General features: G+C 40.9%; 21 protein-coding genes. 19 read left to right on the top strand and 2 right to left on the bottom strand.

Annotation, left to right across the window (positions count from 1 at the left end; genetic code table 11):
- Nucleotides 1–42: 42 nt before the first annotated feature.
- From ACMVP2_RS16225 to ACMVP2_RS16300, 16 genes are all read left to right on the top strand, one after another.
- Nucleotides 43–225 carry a hypothetical protein gene (locus ACMVP2_RS16225; RefSeq protein ID WP_339790943.1) on the top strand — a complete coding sequence of 61 codons (183 nt, stop codon included), beginning with the start codon at nucleotides 43–45 and terminating at the stop codon, nucleotides 223–225.
- 460 nt (nucleotides 226–685) lie between these two features.
- The gene (locus tag ACMVP2_RS16230; protein WP_339790941.1) at nucleotides 686–1,039 is read left to right on the top strand and encodes a heavy metal-associated domain-containing protein; all 354 of its coding nucleotides are present in this window, start codon (nucleotides 686–688) and stop codon (nucleotides 1,037–1,039) included.
- 11 nt (nucleotides 1,040–1,050) lie between these two features.
- Nucleotides 1,051–1,455 carry a hypothetical protein gene (locus tag ACMVP2_RS16235; RefSeq protein ID WP_339790939.1) on the top strand — a complete coding sequence of 135 codons (405 nt, stop codon included), beginning with the start codon at nucleotides 1,051–1,053 and terminating at the stop codon, nucleotides 1,453–1,455.
- A 10-nt stretch (nucleotides 1,456–1,465) separates the two neighbouring features.
- The gene (locus tag ACMVP2_RS16240; RefSeq protein ID WP_339790937.1) at nucleotides 1,466–2,302 is read left to right on the top strand and encodes a hypothetical protein; all 837 of its coding nucleotides are present in this window, start codon (nucleotides 1,466–1,468) and stop codon (nucleotides 2,300–2,302) included.
- Nucleotides 2,303–2,320: 18 nt separating this feature from the next.
- Nucleotides 2,321–2,806, top strand: a complete 486-nt coding sequence (locus ACMVP2_RS16245) for a heavy metal-associated domain-containing protein (RefSeq protein WP_339790935.1) — start codon at nucleotides 2,321–2,323, stop codon at nucleotides 2,804–2,806.
- 1,849 nt (nucleotides 2,807–4,655) lie between these two features.
- Entirely contained in the window at nucleotides 4,656–4,928 is a 273-nt protein-coding gene (locus tag ACMVP2_RS16250) for a helix-turn-helix domain-containing protein (protein ID WP_339790933.1), read from the top strand.
- 2 nt (nucleotides 4,929–4,930) lie between these two features.
- Nucleotides 4,931–5,122 carry a hypothetical protein gene (locus ACMVP2_RS16255; protein ID WP_339790931.1) on the top strand — a complete coding sequence of 64 codons (192 nt, stop codon included), beginning with the start codon at nucleotides 4,931–4,933 and terminating at the stop codon, nucleotides 5,120–5,122.
- Between the two features lie 226 nt (nucleotides 5,123–5,348).
- Nucleotides 5,349–5,915 (top strand): BfmA/BtgA family mobilization protein, encoded by a 567-nt coding sequence (locus tag ACMVP2_RS16260; RefSeq protein ID WP_339790929.1) that lies wholly within the window; start codon nucleotides 5,349–5,351, stop codon nucleotides 5,913–5,915.
- Complete coding sequence (locus ACMVP2_RS16265) at nucleotides 5,912–6,739, top strand: DUF5712 family protein (protein ID WP_339790927.1); 828 nt, start codon at nucleotides 5,912–5,914, stop codon at nucleotides 6,737–6,739. The genes ACMVP2_RS16260 and ACMVP2_RS16265 overlap by 4 nt, the downstream gene beginning before the upstream one ends.
- Nucleotides 6,740–6,897: 158 nt before the next feature.
- On the top strand, nucleotides 6,898–7,716 hold the full coding sequence (locus ACMVP2_RS16270; protein ID WP_339790924.1) for a ParA family protein: 819 nt from the start codon (nucleotides 6,898–6,900) through the stop codon (nucleotides 7,714–7,716).
- Nucleotides 7,713–8,051 carry a hypothetical protein gene (locus ACMVP2_RS16275; RefSeq protein WP_339790922.1) on the top strand — a complete coding sequence of 113 codons (339 nt, stop codon included), beginning with the start codon at nucleotides 7,713–7,715 and terminating at the stop codon, nucleotides 8,049–8,051. Before ACMVP2_RS16270 ends, ACMVP2_RS16275 begins: the two co-directional genes overlap by 4 nt.
- 447 nt (nucleotides 8,052–8,498) lie before the next feature.
- A complete protein-coding gene (locus tag ACMVP2_RS16280) occupies nucleotides 8,499–9,227 on the top strand; it encodes a DUF6088 family protein (protein ID WP_339790920.1) in 729 nt (242 codons plus the stop codon).
- Complete coding sequence (locus ACMVP2_RS16285; protein WP_339790918.1) at nucleotides 9,224–10,204, top strand: nucleotidyl transferase AbiEii/AbiGii toxin family protein; 981 nt, start codon at nucleotides 9,224–9,226, stop codon at nucleotides 10,202–10,204. The genes ACMVP2_RS16280 and ACMVP2_RS16285 overlap by 4 nt, the downstream gene beginning before the upstream one ends.
- Before the next feature lie 188 nt (nucleotides 10,205–10,392).
- Nucleotides 10,393–10,668, top strand: coding sequence for a hypothetical protein (locus ACMVP2_RS16290; protein WP_339790916.1), 276 nt, complete (start codon nucleotides 10,393–10,395; stop codon nucleotides 10,666–10,668).
- Nucleotides 10,665–10,901 carry a hypothetical protein gene (locus ACMVP2_RS16295; protein ID WP_339790914.1) on the top strand — a complete coding sequence of 79 codons (237 nt, stop codon included), beginning with the start codon at nucleotides 10,665–10,667 and terminating at the stop codon, nucleotides 10,899–10,901. Before ACMVP2_RS16290 ends, ACMVP2_RS16295 begins: the two co-directional genes overlap by 4 nt.
- A gap of 266 nt (nucleotides 10,902–11,167) precedes the next feature.
- Complete coding sequence (locus ACMVP2_RS16300) at nucleotides 11,168–12,217, top strand: DUF5677 domain-containing protein (protein WP_339790912.1); 1,050 nt, start codon at nucleotides 11,168–11,170, stop codon at nucleotides 12,215–12,217.
- Between the two features lie 169 nt (nucleotides 12,218–12,386).
- Here ACMVP2_RS16300 and ACMVP2_RS16305 read toward each other — a convergent pair whose 3' ends face one another.
- Nucleotides 12,387–12,878, bottom strand: coding sequence for a hypothetical protein (locus tag ACMVP2_RS16305; protein ID WP_339790910.1), 492 nt, complete (start codon nucleotides 12,876–12,878; stop codon nucleotides 12,387–12,389).
- Nucleotides 12,879–13,372: 494 nt separating this feature from the next.
- On the opposite strand from ACMVP2_RS16305, the gene ACMVP2_RS16310 reads away from it, so the two are divergent.
- From ACMVP2_RS16310 to ACMVP2_RS16320, 3 genes are all read left to right on the top strand, one after another.
- Nucleotides 13,373–13,738, top strand: a complete 366-nt coding sequence (locus ACMVP2_RS16310; RefSeq protein ID WP_339790907.1) for a hypothetical protein — start codon at nucleotides 13,373–13,375, stop codon at nucleotides 13,736–13,738.
- Nucleotides 13,739–14,295: 557 nt separating this feature from the next.
- Nucleotides 14,296–14,664: a hypothetical protein gene (locus tag ACMVP2_RS16315; protein ID WP_339815636.1), complete on the top strand. Its 369-nt coding sequence runs from the start codon at nucleotides 14,296–14,298 to the stop codon at nucleotides 14,662–14,664.
- Complete coding sequence (locus ACMVP2_RS16320; RefSeq protein WP_339790903.1) at nucleotides 14,642–15,388, top strand: nucleotidyl transferase AbiEii/AbiGii toxin family protein; 747 nt, start codon at nucleotides 14,642–14,644, stop codon at nucleotides 15,386–15,388. The genes ACMVP2_RS16315 and ACMVP2_RS16320 overlap by 23 nt, the downstream gene beginning before the upstream one ends.
- A gap of 314 nt (nucleotides 15,389–15,702) precedes the next feature.
- Here the strand turns inward: ACMVP2_RS16320 and ACMVP2_RS16325 are convergent, their stop codons facing one another.
- On the bottom strand, nucleotides 15,703–15,987 hold the full coding sequence (locus ACMVP2_RS16325; protein ID WP_339790968.1) for a helix-turn-helix transcriptional regulator: 285 nt from the start codon (nucleotides 15,985–15,987) through the stop codon (nucleotides 15,703–15,705).
- Nucleotides 15,988–16,237: the final 250 nt, after the last annotated feature.

Raw genomic sequence — 16,237 nt, forward strand, 5'->3', positions numbered from 1 at the left:
GTGTTTTTTAATCATGACTCGTACAGATAAGAAGAAAATAGTATGTCTTCAGTTCTTAGCAGCTTCCCTGATTTTTTTCAGGCGTATATGATGGATCCGCTTATCCCGAGACTATCGGAGGTATTTGGACCTGAGCCGCAGATTGGTCTTGGCGTACCAGCTTTTATGATTGTATCCGGTATTTCTATACTTTTTTATAGAAGGATTTCAGGCCGGGTGGAATAGGAAAAATCATTAAGGTATCATTATCGCTTTTATCCTATTGACAGCTTTAGCCCGGGCCTCTTCGTAATTAATTGTTCTCAGGCTTTTAACTGGTCACTGAGTTAGTGGGGTTGACCCTATGTCTCTCTCATCTGGTTTGTACCAATTTACTTGCCTTTTTGAAAGTCTTTCCGGCTTATTACTAATCTCCAGTAAGTTGTTAAAGCCAGTTTTGATAGTTATTATTTATCCACATGTTTGGTGCGTTCATTACATTCATCATTTTTTCTAGTTTAATGTTTGAGAATTTTCCTTTTGCACTGACCATCCAAGGTCAATATGCAATGAAGAATATTATCATACTGGCATATAGTCCCACTATTTGGCCCAAGGAAGGATAGAAAAAAAACTTTGTAAAAGTTTAGGTGACCACCCCTACTCCCCATCTAGATTGTGAAAAACAACAGTAAACAGTTCCATTATGAAACAGATAATTATCATAGCAATGATGCTTAGTGGACTCTCCATGAGTGTGGATGTTCTTGCTCAGACAAACGAAAATGTAGATTCAATTGCGGGAAAAGAATTAGTTACACCCACTAAGCTGACGCTTCAGGTAAAAGGCATGAGTTGCCAGGCCGGATGTGCCAATGGGATTGATAACATGCTGAAACAACAAAGCGGCGTTGAGAAAAGCAAAACCACATATGCAACAGAGTCATCAGTCATTTGGTACAATCAAAAACTTATCACACAAGAAGAATTGATAGAGATGATTAAAGACCGAGGCTATAAGGTCAAAGCTAAACAAGCCCCACATGGAGAGAACCTATAATTGTTCCCAGTATGCAAAAGCTTATAAAACTTAAAGACGATTTCATCAGCATAGCTTCCCTTTTCACTTCGATATCTACCCTGTTGTGCTGTGCTTTACCATCACTGCTGGTAGCAATAGGTATGGGTGCAGTGGTGGCCGGAATAGTATCTGAATTCCCTGCTCTGATCGCACTAAGTAAATACAAGGAATGGACTTTTCTCGGGGCTGGATTATTGATTGGTTTCAATTTCTGGGTCTTTTATGGCAGAAAGAAAAATCAGGTTTGCGAAATAGATGAATATGGAAATGAAACTGCCTGCGATACAGCTGCCCGGTGGAGTAAGATCATCCTCTGGATATCCTTTGGGCTTTATACGCTTGGTTTGTTTTCAGCGTATTTGCTGCTTCCGCTGCAAGAATTTTTAGGGATTTAAAAAGTAAAAGATGAAGCAAACAGTATTAATTGTAATAGTTGCCATGCTGGCACTTTCAAAAACCTACGCTCAGGGACACGGCCCGCTCTTCGGACTACAAACCCCTACTTTGGCCAAGGGAGGAGTAGATTTTAATGCTGCGGCTATGAGTCTTGGTACAGAATATGGTCAGTCTTTCATGCTCAGGTATATCTGGTCTTATGGTGTTACAGAAGACCTACAGCTAAATATCACTACCCCGACAGTGATCAATCGGCTTTCAGATCCGCCTAGGACTAGGGGAAATAGCAATATGCCAGCCAATGGGGATATTGAAGCTTCGGTATGGTATCGTTTTTTTTCCAATGCATTTGGCGTGGGGAAAAGATTTGAATCTACGGCCATTTTGAGTGTTTCAACCCCAACTGAGAAAACCAGAGGACAGACTAAAGTTAGTAATTCAATTCATGGAGCGATCTCTACCGGGTATGCTTCCCGAACCTGGTACGCCTGGGTAGGTGGCGGCTATCAGTATTATTTTGAAGAAGCAAATGATCAGGTGGGCGATTTGCCATACGCAAGTTTGGTTATAGGCTATCGTCCCAACATCTTCATGGGAGACTATCCAAAACCCGATTGGCGGATTTTTGTGGAATCTCTGGCTGAGTTTCCAGGAAGCGACACCTTTGAAGGCCAACTGTCTCCGATGGACAAAAGAGGGAAAAAAGTAATGATTGGCCCTTCATTTTTAGGTCTCTACGGAGCTTGGGGTATATCTTTTGGAGCGTTATTCCCTGCTTATCAGGAAGTGAACCAGGGATCAAATGAAAAATATAGACTCTCAATAAATATTAGTTATTGGTTGTAACATTAAACAAACAGAAATATGAAACAGATAGGAATAATAGTAGTATTGAGCATATTCAGCTTCTCTAGTGCAATAGGTCAGTTGATAAAAGTAGATCAGGAGGTATTTGGAATGGACTGCGCCCCTTGTGCCTATGGGCTGGAGCGTGGACTAAAAAAAATGGATGGCTTGCAAAGTGTCAAAGTAAGCCTCAACGATGGGAAGGCATATCTTAAGCTAGCTGTAGATAATGATTTGTCCTTACAAGAAATCCAAATGGAAGTAAAGAATAACGGGTTTTCAGCCAGAAATGCAGAAGTCACGTTAAATGGAGAACTGGTGAACGATGGAAATGAGTGGAATGTAAGCGTAAACGGAGAAACATTCAAAGTCACCTCAGATACTTCTGATGACATACTTACAAAGCTTAAGCCCGGTAAACTTAAGCTGATGGGGTGGGTAAAAGACGAGGTGGATGGTGGGTTAAGTAATAAATGGAAAATTAGAATAACTGAAGTCTTATAATTAGAAAGAACCCTATAAAGAAAAATGCTTTGTTAAGTCTAGGTCTAACCTCTGTAGAAATCCCTGACTCCGTTTACGTTCTGCTTGAGTAGTCATCATTTAGCCTTTTTTGGCTACCACGCGTTCCAATGGGATTTTTGCGGTCGCCCACATTAATCTTCCTATTTGACCCAATTTATGGTATCGATCAATATTATTGTTTTCTTTCCGCTACTTTAAATTAAGAAAGCGCTACCAGTTTCCTGATAGCGCTTCACTGTGCTAAATATTTGATTAGGTAATGCGTGGATAAGTTAAGGTTGACAAACGCAAATCTTCTAGTTCTTCGCAATTATTTTTATGAAATTAGTGGCTTTTGAGTCCCAAATATATGATTACTAATCGCTCCAACGACCAAAAGTTCCCCAATTTACAAGTTCAAGGGCTTGAAATACGTAATTGTCGATCAAGTTGGCAACTCTGCGGATTTTCCCAGGTGGCTTGATGCACAGGCGATCCCTGGCATTCCGGACGTAGAAGCAGCTTATGCTTGGGACTATGACCTCTATTTGAAGTACCGAAGGAAAAGGCCACAGCCACGGCGGTTTAGAATTCTCTGAAACATAACGGTCATAGAGCCAGGCCCAAGATATTATAGTTAGCAATCGAAAAGGTTTATCCTAACTATTCACTTTTCCTTCGGGGCGGACATTTCAAGAAACCTAACACCGGGCCTATTAAGCGTTTTGCGATTTCGCCCCAATTTTTCCTTAAGGCCAAGTTGCTGAATTTCAATCTATTGCGGTTTTGTCCTGATTTATGTTTTAAAGCCAATTTACAATGCTTTTAATTAATTGATAATGAACTTGTTAAGACCTAAATGGCGGCTGGTGACAGCTACCCTTCCACTGGGCTTAACAAAAGAAATTACATTCATCTGCTCCCTTGGCCCACTCCGCACCCAATTGTCATGACACTCTTCTATTTCAGGACTATTGAGATTTGTGGTGATATGGTTTGCTGTTTCATTGCGGGAGAAATAGTCGACTTAGTTCCTGTGATCTTCATTTTATCTTTTATTGGATATGAGACCCTCATCGGTAGCTTGTTTCTTGCGATGGCCGATGAGAGTGCCTACCATTTAGAATACTGAAGATCATGGTTTGAAGCCTACAAAATGGCCTACATATCAAGGCCTCTTGCTCACTTGATTTTATTGGAAGAGTAAATGGGTGAGTAAACAATGGTCAATGCACAAGCAGGTAAATTGGCTTAAAAACGTGTTGTAGTTAAGGGCGGAAAATCACTAAAAGATTTTTGGCGCACCTCGAAACGAAGCGCTACTGAAAGACTTTTGGAAGACTTTTAAAATTTTTTACAAAGAAAAAAGCATGCCGAAAATAGCACTTTTCCAGAGGGTGCTCAAACCGGTTTGTCAGATCGGTCAAATTTAGCTTAAATAAATTAATACCACTTTGAGTACAAATTACACTTTGGAAGATGCAGTGGGGTTTGAAAGAAGTCGGTTAGTGAAGCTTTGATCTGTCCCTTAGGTCAAGTGCATCGGAGTAATTTTTCATCATTTACGAGCAAATTTGCATGTTTTCGAAATAGAAGCCTTTTCACGGGGGTGTTAAGAGAAGCAGCCCCTTCAAGAATGTTGAAAGCAAAATTTAGCTAAACAATACTGTTCTATATAAATATAAAGTCTAGTAATAACATTTGTTAAAATATTTGTAAAATGTATAGTAAAATATATTACAATAGAATATAGCATAATTAACTAAAAAATCAATATTGACAAGTCTGATTTATTGTCCTCCATTTGATGTAGAAATTAACTCATTCTTCAAATATTTAAATAGGGGGTATGCCATTAATTTGTATTCAAGACTTGTTCCTGGTGAAACTTACCGAACAGGTTATAGACCAAACTTGCCCAACTTATAAGGGAAAACCAAAAGACCTGTGGGTATCTCCGGAAGAAGCCATGCGGCTGCTAAGGATTAGCTCAGTCACCACGCTTCTGAAGTATAAAGACACAGGTAAGATTCGGGCCGCCAGGCTCTCGCTTAAGCACATCCTCTATGACTCCAATTCAATCCTGCAGTTTCTGGACGACCAAGCACTAAACCGATTCTAGAAATGGATGAATACCAATTAACCCTCAAAGGGTTTAACCACGGCTACATGCTAGCTACAGAGAATCCAAACTTTTTGAAAGAGTTGTTGGATTCGATTCGAGACGTAAAAAGCCCCTATAGAGTTGGGCTTGTGAAGGGGATGGAGGTTGCCCACGGGAAGGATAGAGGCAAAAATAAAGGGATGAGTTTTTAACGGTATACCCATTTGTGGGATGAAGTGCCAGCGAGCGTTTAGCATGGTACTGAGGAAAGGAGGGGGGAGTAAGCAAGTGGGAACGGGGCAGAGCCACCGTTCGCAACTTGAAAACCCCCTAAAACGGGTTTTTAGGCCGATTCACTCCCCCCAAATTATAAGTAGAAATATAAAATACTAATCAAGTGACTGATAATCAAGTCATAAAACTATAAAACAGGTTATAATGGGGAGCCCAGAAAGGATAAAAACCGTTGCAATTTCGGAAGTCAGCCATGCCAAACTGGTCAAGCTCAGTCAACGTTACGAAGTACCATTGGGACGGTTTCTTGAGTTGTGTATCATCTATGTTGAAAAACTCAAAATCGACCCGTCAAACCCTACCGATGGTAATCCAACTGAGGCCATCAAAGCCCTGAGAAACGATTTGGTGGCATTTATAAGGACTCAGGAGAAGACGAAGCTTGATCCTATGTTGGATAAACTATCTATTGCCTCGCAGAAGGTTTCAAGTGTAATGGGAGACCTCCCTTCGAAAAGAGATGTGCATTTAATAAAGGAGCAGGTAGCTTTTTTGAGAGATATTGGTGAAAGTCAAAACAAGCACTTGGAAACGCTTCAGAAGGGGTTTAACTGGGTAAGGAGTACTAGAATTGACCTGGCCAATAACCTTATTCGGGTATTTAAGAATTATCTGTTCGAACGGGAGAAACTGAATAGTATGCTCGATTCAAAGAAAATTAAAGAATTGGAAGAGCAGACAATAAAAACGATGACCGAATTCGCTAGATGAACATTAAGGTTTCGTCATCCGAAAAAGGCAATAACAAGGGCTCCAGCCAGCAATTGGTTGATTATTTAAACAAGGAGAATGAAAACAAGGACTTCGATACCTACCGTCACTTCTTTTCGCACACCGAAGACATGGTGACCAGATATGAAGTCCAAACGACCATTGATTCCAACCACCGCAAGCTTTCCAAGACCGATTCAAAATTCTTTATGCTCACTTTATCGCCCTCAGAGCATGAATTAAGACATATTAAATGCAATGAAAAGGCGCTGAGGGACTACACAAGGGAAGTGATGAACGCTTACGCAGCCAACTTCAATAAGGGCTTAAAAGGAGAGGACTTGGTTTGGTTTGGCAAAATAGAGGAGCACAGAGTTGATAAGAAGACGAAAATACAGAAGCCTGGGCTGCATTGGCATGTGCATGTGATAGTCTCAAGGAGGGATAAACAGCAAATGTATAAGCTTTCCCCTCAAAGCAACCACAGAAACACAACAATGGGGGCAGTGAAGGGCGGTTTTGACAGAAACGTGCTTAGGGAGCGAAGCGAGGAGGTTTTTGATAACCTATTCCAATATGAGAGGGCCTGGAAGGACTCATTTCTGTATCAAAACACTCTTAAAAACGGCTCTACGAGGGAAAAGGATCGAATTAGGACAATTACAACTGTTCACAACCCAGTGTCCAGTAGAAGTGGGGCTATTCTATTGGGTAAGATATCAGCAGCCTTGGCTCAGGTGAGCGACGAGGCGGATCGTGAGGAGGCAAAACGGAGAAGGCGCAGGGAGCGAGGTGAAGAGGAGGATCTGGGGTTTCAAATGTAGGAGTGTAATAGCTCTTAATATTCTGAAATATAGTATTACACCATATTACTAAATATTACATGACTGCGATAGAGGGGTGCGACACAGAGGAGACTGATGATTGAAATATTCACTAATACTCACAAATATCATATTACTCCATACTACAATATATTACCATGACCAAAATAATCAGTATTCTCAACGAAAAAGGTGGGGTTGGCAAGACTACCACCACTTCTTCACTTGGTAGCATCCTGGCCAGCAGAGGATTTAAAGTGGTCATGCTGGATTTGGATCCGCAGGCGGATTTGACACTAGCATGCAAAAAAGCAGACGAGGCCACCAATATTTATGACATTCTGTTTGAGACTAAAAAAGTAACTGGCGTCAATGTCAATCCTAACCTGGTACTCATACCTGGGTCAAGTAAAATGGCTGCCACTAAGTTCAAGACAAAAATCCAGGACGAGTATTCTTTGATGCACCCAATCACCGTTTTGAAGAGCGTCTTTAAATCCCTGCTTGTTCGAGAGGATATACATTTCGTTTTAATTGATTGCCCACCCAACCTCGACCTGGTTGTTCAAAATGCGCTGGCTATGAGTACCCATGTTCTTATCCCCATTGTCGCCCATTCGTTTGCCGTCAATGGGGCATGGTCGATTGTTGATTTCATTAAGAAGTTCCGCGAGTCGGATATCAATCCTGAATTAGCGCCAGTGGGCGTCTTGATGAATAGCTTTGATCAAAGATTAAACATTCACCGTGGCGTTTACGAGCTGTGCCTGGAAAGCTTCCCCAACCTGATGTTCAATACAAAGATTAGAGTGAATACTAAGTTGGCCGAGAACACTCATTTGGGGCAGGAGATAGTCACATACGCCAAAGAACTGGCGGATGGCAAGTTCCCAAATAAATTCAGTGGGTTTGAAGATTTTACTCAATTGACTGACGAGTTGCTGGATAGGCTAGGGCAAAAAGAATTGGCGATATGAGCAAGGATAAATTCAAGGCACTTTCAGCTCGGGGAGGAGGCTTGTTTGATGAAAAGATAAGCGAACTTAAGAACGACGGAAAGGCAGACGCTGATGACGCTAAAGTACATACGTTTCGGATCAAACAATCTAATATTGAAAAGCTCAAGAATTACGTCCATCAACAAAAACTTGCAGGGTTTCCTTACATATCCCAGGGGGAAGTAATTGACGAGGCGCTGGAAAGGTTTTTTGAAAGTGTTGGTGAGATTGCAGAACGACCAGAAGACTTGAAGAAGCGAGAAAAAAAACTTACCGGCAGGAGAAAGAAAGGGAATAAGGATTTTGACCTTTAGCGTTTGTGAGACAAATTTTAAATAGTTGGTAACGGATTGCTCTTTTGCTTTAATCTTCGTGGCACCTTTGGGCTTAACTAAATTAAAACCCCATGGGAACTACAAAATTAACTTCTGTGCAGATCAGCGAGGTGTTGGCAATTGTTTCACTTGCTCTATTCATTGTCGCTATTATTGTTCGACGGAGAGGGTAAAACCCCTCTTTTACTCTCAGAGTGGTAAAAGGTTTCGGTCATCAACGGATTGTTCACTACTGCTCAGCTGAGTATTCAATTTTCAGATAATGCCTTCTTGCCCTTTCAAGAAAGGATACCCTATTTGTTAAGTTTATAATATTAAAAACTTATATTATATATCTTACGTTTATATATTTGTGTTGTAGTAAATACTTCTATAGAAGTATCGAAACCTTCTGTTAGAGCAATTCCTGTATCAAGTACTTTACCTATGCCAACAGCAGCATCTTTAGTAAGAAAGCAAATAGATAAGCTAGATCCTGGGTCAGTTTTTGGCTACACGGAGTTTAGTTCGAAGAACATTGACCAAAATGCTTTGGCCATGACTTTAAGTCGGCTAAGCAGCGAAGGAGCGATTGTTCGTTTGGCGAAGGGGAAGTATTACAAGCCTGAGGAATCAAGATTTGGGAGGCTGAGGCCCAGGGAATCGGCCGTTGTTGAGGCAATGACCACTCGCAATGGCAAGAAGTTTGGCTATTTAACCGGCCTGTCGGTGTACAACCGGCTTGGACTTACCTCTCAGGTATCCAATGTCCTGGAAATTGCCACCAGCAAGCAACTTCCTTCAAGGGACATTGAAGGATACAAAATCAAATATCAGATAAGGAACCTGCCCATCAAAGAGATGGACATTCCTTTGCTACAGCTGCTCGATGCTGTAAAGGATATCAAGCGTATACCTGATGCATCTCCCAATGATGTTTTAAAAGTGGTTATGAAGAGAGTGAGGGACTTGTCAAGGAAAGAACAGGGTAGGCTGGTATCATTAGCGTCTTATTACAATCCAGCTACCAGGGCTTTGGTTGGCGCAATTTTGGTGCAAATAGGATCGGACGTTTCGTTGAAAAGCATAAGCTCTTCCTTGAACGGACTAACAAAGTACAACATCGGAATTGATGTACTGCTTCTGCCCAAGAAAGCCAGCTGGAGCATCATATGACGTTTCACCTGTCACCAGAATTTGAGCCGGCTGTTCGTGCGGCCGCAGCCCATTTCAAGCAAAGAGACATCTTTATAGAAAAAGACTATTGGGTCACTTTCGTTTTGAAAGCTTTGTCGCAATCGGAATTTCGGGACAAGGTTATTTTTAAAGGAGGTACCTCACTTTCGAAAGCCTTTAATTGTATTGACCGGTTTTCTGAGGACATCGATTTGGCCATCTTAAACACAGAAGGGTTGTCTGATAATCGATTGAAGAAGTTAATTAAGGAGGTTGAAGGAAAAATTACTGGAGACTTGAGCTACTTCGAGCATCCTAATGAGGAGAAAAGAGGAAGGAACCGGAGGACTTTTTACAGCTATCAAAAAGTCATTTTTGACGATGATGGAACCAGTCCGGTAAAAAGCGATATCCAGCTCGAAATCAACTGTTTCACCAATCCAGTACCTTTTGAGGAGAAACAGTTAAATAGCTATCTGTCACAATTTTTAGCGCTCAGGGGAGAAGATCAACTCATTAAGGAGTTTCAGCTTGATGGATTTTCTATGAACGTGCTCAGGAGGGAGAGAACCTTCTTTGAGAAGCTGATGTCTTTGGTTCGACTTTCCTATGAAGGCCCTGAAAAGTTGAGAGAGAAAATTCGACATTTTTACGACCTCCATGAGCTGCTACAGCTTGATGACCTAAGAGGGCAATTGTTGATTGCAGAGAATCATGAGTTGATCACGCAGGTGCTAAACGATGACTATGTGAACAGCACCTTTGCAGGGGACTGGATTGAAAAGCCCATGGCCGAGTCGCCTCTTCTTGGTAATATAAACGAGATTTGGAGTACTTTGGAAGAGACTTATCAAAGGGAGCTTTCTCGCCTGGTTTGGTCTACTGAGGCCTTGCCGACAACCGACCAGATAGTTGCCATGCTGAAAGAAATATCAGCTTTTATGGAGGGGTATAGTTTCCAATCAGTTGATTCATAGCCTTGGTCGATCTGGTATTACTAGGTCTGTCAACAAAAAGCCAGTTTGACCTTTTGAGCTGCTTTGAGATAACTAGTTGCCAACATCTTTGTTCTTTCAAGTTAGGTCGTCTTATTGAAATGATTATATTCAAAATTGTTTAGCTTTTGAATGCTAATTGAACTATCGATATAATTTAAACCTTTTATATGGAGCCAATGACATTAAGGGATATAACCTACATTGGGGTAATTCTGCTTACAGGTGTTGTGACTTTCCTTACTACGAAGCACAATCTGAGCGATAAAATTCAGCATGCAAAGGAAACGCTAAAAGAGAATATCAAGTCTCTAGAATTAGAGATTGAACGATTAAAAGGGAAAGATGAAAACCAGCAACAGATAATTGATCAGTTTCAGAAGCAAATTCTCGATCATCTACCTGACTTATTTGAAATTTTAAAAGATAAAAAGGGGAAGAAATGAACAATATTAACCTTCAAAAACTTCTTTCTTTGAGCCAGAAAGTGCAGTCCGGGAAAGCAACTAAAGACCAAACAGATGAGTATATGAGCTTATTGTTGCAGAATAAGTCCATTACGGCAAAGCAGTATAGTGACTACAAATCTAACAGAAATGTCGACGATATTGTCAATGCAGCGGTTGTGATTGGGGGCATTGTTCTATTGGGATACTTATTGGGTAAATTGACTGAATAGGGCTTCAGTCCTCAACACGAGTCTCCGCTGGACGGGGTGCCAATAAATTGGCTGCAATGCTGCTTTCATACAGTGACTGGAAGAATTAAATCGATTGAGAGGAGCCTTAAATGCGATCTCAAGGCACGAAACGCTCTTCCAAGGTTGCCTAGTCATTAGACACAATATCCATCTAGTCGCCCGTGGAGGATAGATTGAATGTTCCACAAGGTTGGAGGGGCAGGAGAATGTAGGTAACCATCAGACTTGTCTTACATAATTAGTATATGATATCGGAGGAAGAGTTCTTCTTGGAAAGAAAAATTAAGAAATGGCTAGATGAACGCAAGGCCTCTTTTAAAGGGACAGACGAGGAGTTCGATAAAAAAACTGACAAAGAATTCTCGAAACTAGTATTCACAATTTCGAAAGGTATTGCCAAATCGATTACGGATTACTGTATTAGCCCCAAAAGCGATTTTCGTAGACGTGAGAAGCAGATTGGAAAGAAGATAAAAAATAGATATAGCCTCGGTTTAGAGTTGTTCACAAGCTATATCGAACTAAACACTCAAATTAGCTCTATAACTTACAATAAATACTACAAGCTTTTCACCACTTTGGAGGATCACCAAAAGCTGGATACACTCATTGCGTTACACGTTAGGGCCTGTCAAATTGCATCAGAAATAAGGATATTAGTTTTTGGGGGCTTTGCTGATGGAGCTCATGCCAGATGGAGAACACTTCACGAGGTGTGTATTACTTTTCTTTTTTTGTATGATGGAGACTATGAGCTAGTAAGTATGTACAAGGATTACCTTGTTATCGAACAATGGCGGAAAGCCGTCGAATATCAGAATAGCTATAAAAGGCTGGGTTGGGATCCAATACCGAATGATGAATTGGAAGAGTTGGAAAGTGAACAGAAGCGGATCGTTCAGTGCCGAGGGAAGGCTTTTTCCAAGAGTTACGGATGGGCCATGGATATATTGCCCGAAGGACGAAGGAATATCAGAGAAATTGAGAAATATGTTGGCATGGATCATTTTCGCTCAATTTATGCATGGGCAGGCGATAATGTGCATGCAGGAGTGGCCGGAATAACTGAAAAATTGAGCCTAAGAGATAGTGAACAATACAATTTTTTGACAGGCCCCAACGACCACGGATTCCTTGATCCCATACAATTCACTGTTAATTCTTTGTCAGAAATGAGTTACACTCTTTTAGCAATGGAAAAATCCACGTTCAACAAGATTTTTGAAGAACTTTTAAGATTTTTTGGAGAAGAGGTTGTCCAAGAATTTTCTAAGCAAGAGGACAAAGATAGTTGATAAACAGCTGTCGAGTGTCAACGTAAATCTTGGTAGTTCCAATCCGTTAAGAGGTTGGCTTCATTCGGCTAGATATAGTAAAAACCACAGTGTCGAATTGCACGTCTTGCGACTGTCGTATAGTTTCACCGTTTTAGGCAAGAAGAGAAGCAGCAGATTATGCATGAATTCATGAAAAGTTGAGTATTCCATCGTCAATAAGCTGAATCACCATTCTGCCCCTGGAATCAGCCTCAGTTTCGCCCCAAGTCAAAAGATTGTGAAACATTCCCTTTTGCAGTTTCATAGCGATTACCATTCTACCACCCAATGCGTACTTGGTTAAAAAAGGTTCTGAATCGTCGACAGTTCGTAACGAAATTAATAGAGCACCCTCAGATCGAAACTCTTCCAAGTCTTCATCAGAAATCAGTTCATAAGTTTTACCGTTCGGAACAAAAATCCCTTTATCAATAGGAATACTCAAAGGCAAAAATTGGAGCAACTCTTCGCTTGTAAATGACGAACAAAGCGAGCCTACTTCGCCCGTAAAAGTAGGGATTTGGTCTCGTGAGACTTTTATTTCAGAATTGCGATAAAACAAGCTTTCTTGTGGAATATGTAACTCCTTCAGCCTCAAAGCGACTTCATAAGAACAGATAAATTTTTCGAGCGGAAACATATAGCTAGTAGGGTGTTAGAAAAGCCTCAAATTACTAAAACAAATCCATCTCGCCTGCTAAATTCTTCACGATTCACATGTGGTAAATTTTTCAAGGTATTAGCTAAAATGAGAACTTTAGCTGAATTCTGATAGTGCAGTGAGGGATGGTCGGTGGAGTAATTCAAATAATGAAGTTTACCAGGGAGTCGTTTTATTATTAACTATATCAAGACACACTCGAATTATTTATGAAAAAGCAGATAAAATACAGACTCTAGTAGACCTTTTTAAGCTTCTACTTGAGGTAATTAAGCCTTATGTAGGCTGATTCTTTTACAGCCGATGCGCCCATGCCGGTAAGCAATTTTCACTTTGGTTTACCATTCTTTGGGTTTGACTTAATATTAATTTTTCGGAATTGAAATAGAGTTTACTTTTACCACTAAAATAAGTTTACCAACTATTGGCACTAATTCCGAATCTGCTAGTTTGTTTGCTTTGAATTCAGAGACATGGACACCAAAGTACACATCAATACTTTTTGCGCATTGAACCAGGTTGGGCAAGTAGAATTGGCAATCAAGGAAGGTGTATACAAATGCCGTTTTTGCGACAGCAATTCCGATGTCATGGACTTTTACCAAATCGGTTCCTTCTTTGTTGCACTCGTGAAGAATGCGAGCGAGGAAAATGAGCCGATAGGCACTGTGAAATCTATCCGTGCTTATAGTCCTTTCGATCTGCTGCTATGCTATCCTGAGTATGCCAAAAACATTATTTTAGATCGCTCCGTTTATCATTCGACAAAAACGCAATCGATCTTTCCAGAAAAGCCGGAAACGCAAATAGTTGGTAGTTTCAAGAAGCACCTCAATTGACGACCGTAAGTGGGTATGAAGGCCCGGCTAATCTTCTGTTGTTTACCGAAGGCCTTACCTCATTCTACGTTTACGTTCCAGTTTTGAAATCCTTTGCTCGTGATCAGCAAGCCTATGGCCAATGAATGCCATAAAATCATTCATGTCATCTTGAAAGCCTTTGTGAGCGTCGGCTAAATTTTTGATCCCCTCCTGTACAGACTTAATTCTCGAACCCATGAGTGCCATCCTGGCCTCGATCTTCATTCTATGCTCTTTAAATGGCTGTAAGTCCATATTTTAAAAGTTAAACCAAAAGGTGGCCCATTCCAAAAAAAAGAGGCAGGTTGTACAAATATGGAGGGCTACACAAGCCAAGCCGCTCTCACTCTCAATCAAAACGCACCTGCCTTGGCTATGTGTGAAAGCGACTTCAGTCCGCTGTCCTGGTGGACCGTTATGATAGTGAAAGGGCGGTAATTTGAAAATGGTGGTAAACCCCGGTAGTCAGTAGCTAATCATCATTGAAGCAACATTTTCCTGCTAAAATTTGTTTAAATTTGATTAAGCGCCTTGATATGAGGGTATTTGAGTCAATAAGAAATGTACAGTTGAAAGAAGAGCTTGTTGAAAAGCTCTTCAATGAGAATAGTGTGTGGCTGTGGTCTTATGACCTGGAAAAGGCTGACAGAGCCAACGTGCCAGATAGGCTTCTTATTGAAAAGTACCTTCTCCTGGGCAGTGTTGAGGATTGGGAAAAGCTCAAAAAGGTCTATGAAAAAGAAGTGCTCTATAGTCACTGGATAGAAAACATTGTGCCGTCAGAGAGATATCACCAGAAGCAAATTGAGATGGCCAGGTTCTTTTTCGATATCAAAAATCCGGAACAATTTTTAATAGAGGCCAGAAAGCAACATTTAGCCAATGTTATTGCGAGCAGTCCCTGAAAACACCGAAAGAGTACTTTCGAAACTTCAAACCTATAAAGAACTCGACCAGTATTATCTGGTTGGAGGCACAGCACTGGCTCTGCTGACCAACCACCGACTCAGCGAGGACATAGACCTTTTCTATTACAACCAGTACCCCGGTGAAAAGCTGCCACTGCCCAGGATCAATGCCATCCTGGAAAAAATCAAGGGGGATTTTTCGGATGTTGAGTACATGTTCCGGGAAGGGGATACGTTTGTGCAGCTTCGGGTAGACGGAGTAAAAGTTGATTTTTTCTCTGAAAACAATTTTCACAGAAGTAAGAACTACACCGACTTAGGCTCGATCCGGCTGCCGGACAAAAAATCTCTCGCAGGCATGAAGCTCATAGCCGTCACGTTACGTACGGCATCCAGGGATTTGTATGATTTGTATAGCCTTCGACAGGAATTTAATGAAATAGACTTTTTCGACGGCTTTACCTCTATAATTAGCTCGAAGTATTGCGGATCAAAGTCTCAAAAAATCAAACTATTTAAGTCTACAGTCCACAATAAGTTGAAAAACCAAGTATGGCTTGAGAAAAACTATGACGAGAAAAGTTTCAAGGAGCTGAAGCCGAAGTATATTATTTCCGCCATTGACATTTTCAATGCATTTGAAAACTTTAACCTTGAGCTGAACTTTGATGAGCTGTTGAAAAAACGTCAAAGGAGTCAAAAGAAAGGCCAATCAATCTAGACCTTGTTAAGGCTATAAGCTCAAGCCTTTTCCCTTTAATTTACTTTGGAACTTAAGAATCTTTATTTCCACTCTATGCGTTTTTTATTGTTGGTGGGTTTGTAGCCAGGTTATGGGATTCAATAAGAGCCTTTAAATCATTCCAGCGCCTTGAGTAGGACAATTTCAAAAACGCTATCCTATCTTCTGTTTCAGGATCAATATTCGGATCCCACGACAAAGTGGATTTCATACCGTTAGGTAGAACGCCCGTAGATGTAATCTTTTTCTTGGTCGGGAGAGGTTCCATGTTCGATGAAGCTTTTAATTTAAAGTTAGCAAAAACAAGGGGAAAGAAAGGCGATGTTTGGCAAGCCTTTCTTCCCATGTTTTCCCCTTCTCTTGTTCAGCTTGTTTTGTTTCATTTCGTAAATCACCTTAGGATCGAGACGAAGATCACGTTTGAGTACCTGCGAAAAAACGGTAAGCTCGTCGACATATCGTAGCAGGGAAATAAAGTTCTGCAGGGAGATGTTTTCACCCGCTTCGAACCTGGCAATGGTAGGCCTGCTAATGCCAGTGTACACTGATAATTCCTGTTGTGAATAATTGGCCTGTATTCTAGTGAATTTTTCTGGAGCGCAGCTTTAACCCCTCATATTTATGATTCAGGACGAGGCCGGTGCGATTTGTTTTGGACTTTCAGCAGGAAAGGCTTTTTAGAATCTGTACGGTCCGTTTTCATACTCCGTCAAAAAATTGTTAATCTTCCGTCAAAAAATTGTTAATCTAAAGAATTTCGATGGCCGACACCTGTATTCGACTATCAAAATTTTTTAATACGTCGGTCGAGTTTTGGCTGAATGCCCA

It is taken from the genome of Imperialibacter sp. (assembly GCF_048007035.1).
GTDB lineage: Bacteria > Bacteroidota > Bacteroidia > Cytophagales > Cyclobacteriaceae > Imperialibacter.

Bases quoted from the DNA above. Each gene is read 5' to 3' on its own strand.
- ACMVP2_RS16290 (WP_339790916.1), top strand. From the start codon at position 10,393: ATGGAGCCAATGACATTAAGGGATATAACCTACATTGGGGTAATTCTG.
- ACMVP2_RS16320 (WP_339790903.1), top strand. From the start codon at position 14,642: ATGTTATTGCGAGCAGTCCCTGAAAACACCGAAAGAGTACTTTCGAAA.
- ACMVP2_RS16280 (WP_339790920.1), top strand. From the start codon at position 8,499: ATGCCAACAGCAGCATCTTTAGTAAGAAAGCAAATAGATAAGCTAGAT.
- ACMVP2_RS16305 (WP_339790910.1), bottom strand. From the start codon at position 12,878: ATGTTTCCGCTCGAAAAATTTATCTGTTCTTATGAAGTCGCTTTGAGG.
- ACMVP2_RS16250 (WP_339790933.1), top strand. From the start codon at position 4,656: ATGCCATTAATTTGTATTCAAGACTTGTTCCTGGTGAAACTTACCGAA.
- ACMVP2_RS16300 (WP_339790912.1), top strand. From the start codon at position 11,168: ATGATATCGGAGGAAGAGTTCTTCTTGGAAAGAAAAATTAAGAAATGG.
- ACMVP2_RS16230 (WP_339790941.1), top strand. From the start codon at position 686: ATGAAACAGATAATTATCATAGCAATGATGCTTAGTGGACTCTCCATG.
- ACMVP2_RS16240 (WP_339790937.1), top strand. From the start codon at position 1,466: ATGAAGCAAACAGTATTAATTGTAATAGTTGCCATGCTGGCACTTTCA.
- ACMVP2_RS16260 (WP_339790929.1), top strand. From the start codon at position 5,349: ATGGGGAGCCCAGAAAGGATAAAAACCGTTGCAATTTCGGAAGTCAGC.
- ACMVP2_RS16235 (WP_339790939.1), top strand. From the start codon at position 1,051: ATGCAAAAGCTTATAAAACTTAAAGACGATTTCATCAGCATAGCTTCC.
- ACMVP2_RS16285 (WP_339790918.1), top strand. From the start codon at position 9,224: ATGACGTTTCACCTGTCACCAGAATTTGAGCCGGCTGTTCGTGCGGCC.
- ACMVP2_RS16275 (WP_339790922.1), top strand. From the start codon at position 7,713: ATGAGCAAGGATAAATTCAAGGCACTTTCAGCTCGGGGAGGAGGCTTG.
- ACMVP2_RS16225 (WP_339790943.1), top strand. From the start codon at position 43: ATGTCTTCAGTTCTTAGCAGCTTCCCTGATTTTTTTCAGGCGTATATG.
- ACMVP2_RS16295 (WP_339790914.1), top strand. From the start codon at position 10,665: ATGAACAATATTAACCTTCAAAAACTTCTTTCTTTGAGCCAGAAAGTG.
- ACMVP2_RS16255 (WP_339790931.1), top strand. From the start codon at position 4,931: ATGGATGAATACCAATTAACCCTCAAAGGGTTTAACCACGGCTACATG.
- ACMVP2_RS16315 (WP_339815636.1), top strand. From the start codon at position 14,296: ATGAGGGTATTTGAGTCAATAAGAAATGTACAGTTGAAAGAAGAGCTT.
- ACMVP2_RS16245 (WP_339790935.1), top strand. From the start codon at position 2,321: ATGAAACAGATAGGAATAATAGTAGTATTGAGCATATTCAGCTTCTCT.
- ACMVP2_RS16270 (WP_339790924.1), top strand. From the start codon at position 6,898: ATGACCAAAATAATCAGTATTCTCAACGAAAAAGGTGGGGTTGGCAAG.
- ACMVP2_RS16310 (WP_339790907.1), top strand. From the start codon at position 13,373: ATGGACACCAAAGTACACATCAATACTTTTTGCGCATTGAACCAGGTT.
- ACMVP2_RS16265 (WP_339790927.1), top strand. From the start codon at position 5,912: ATGAACATTAAGGTTTCGTCATCCGAAAAAGGCAATAACAAGGGCTCC.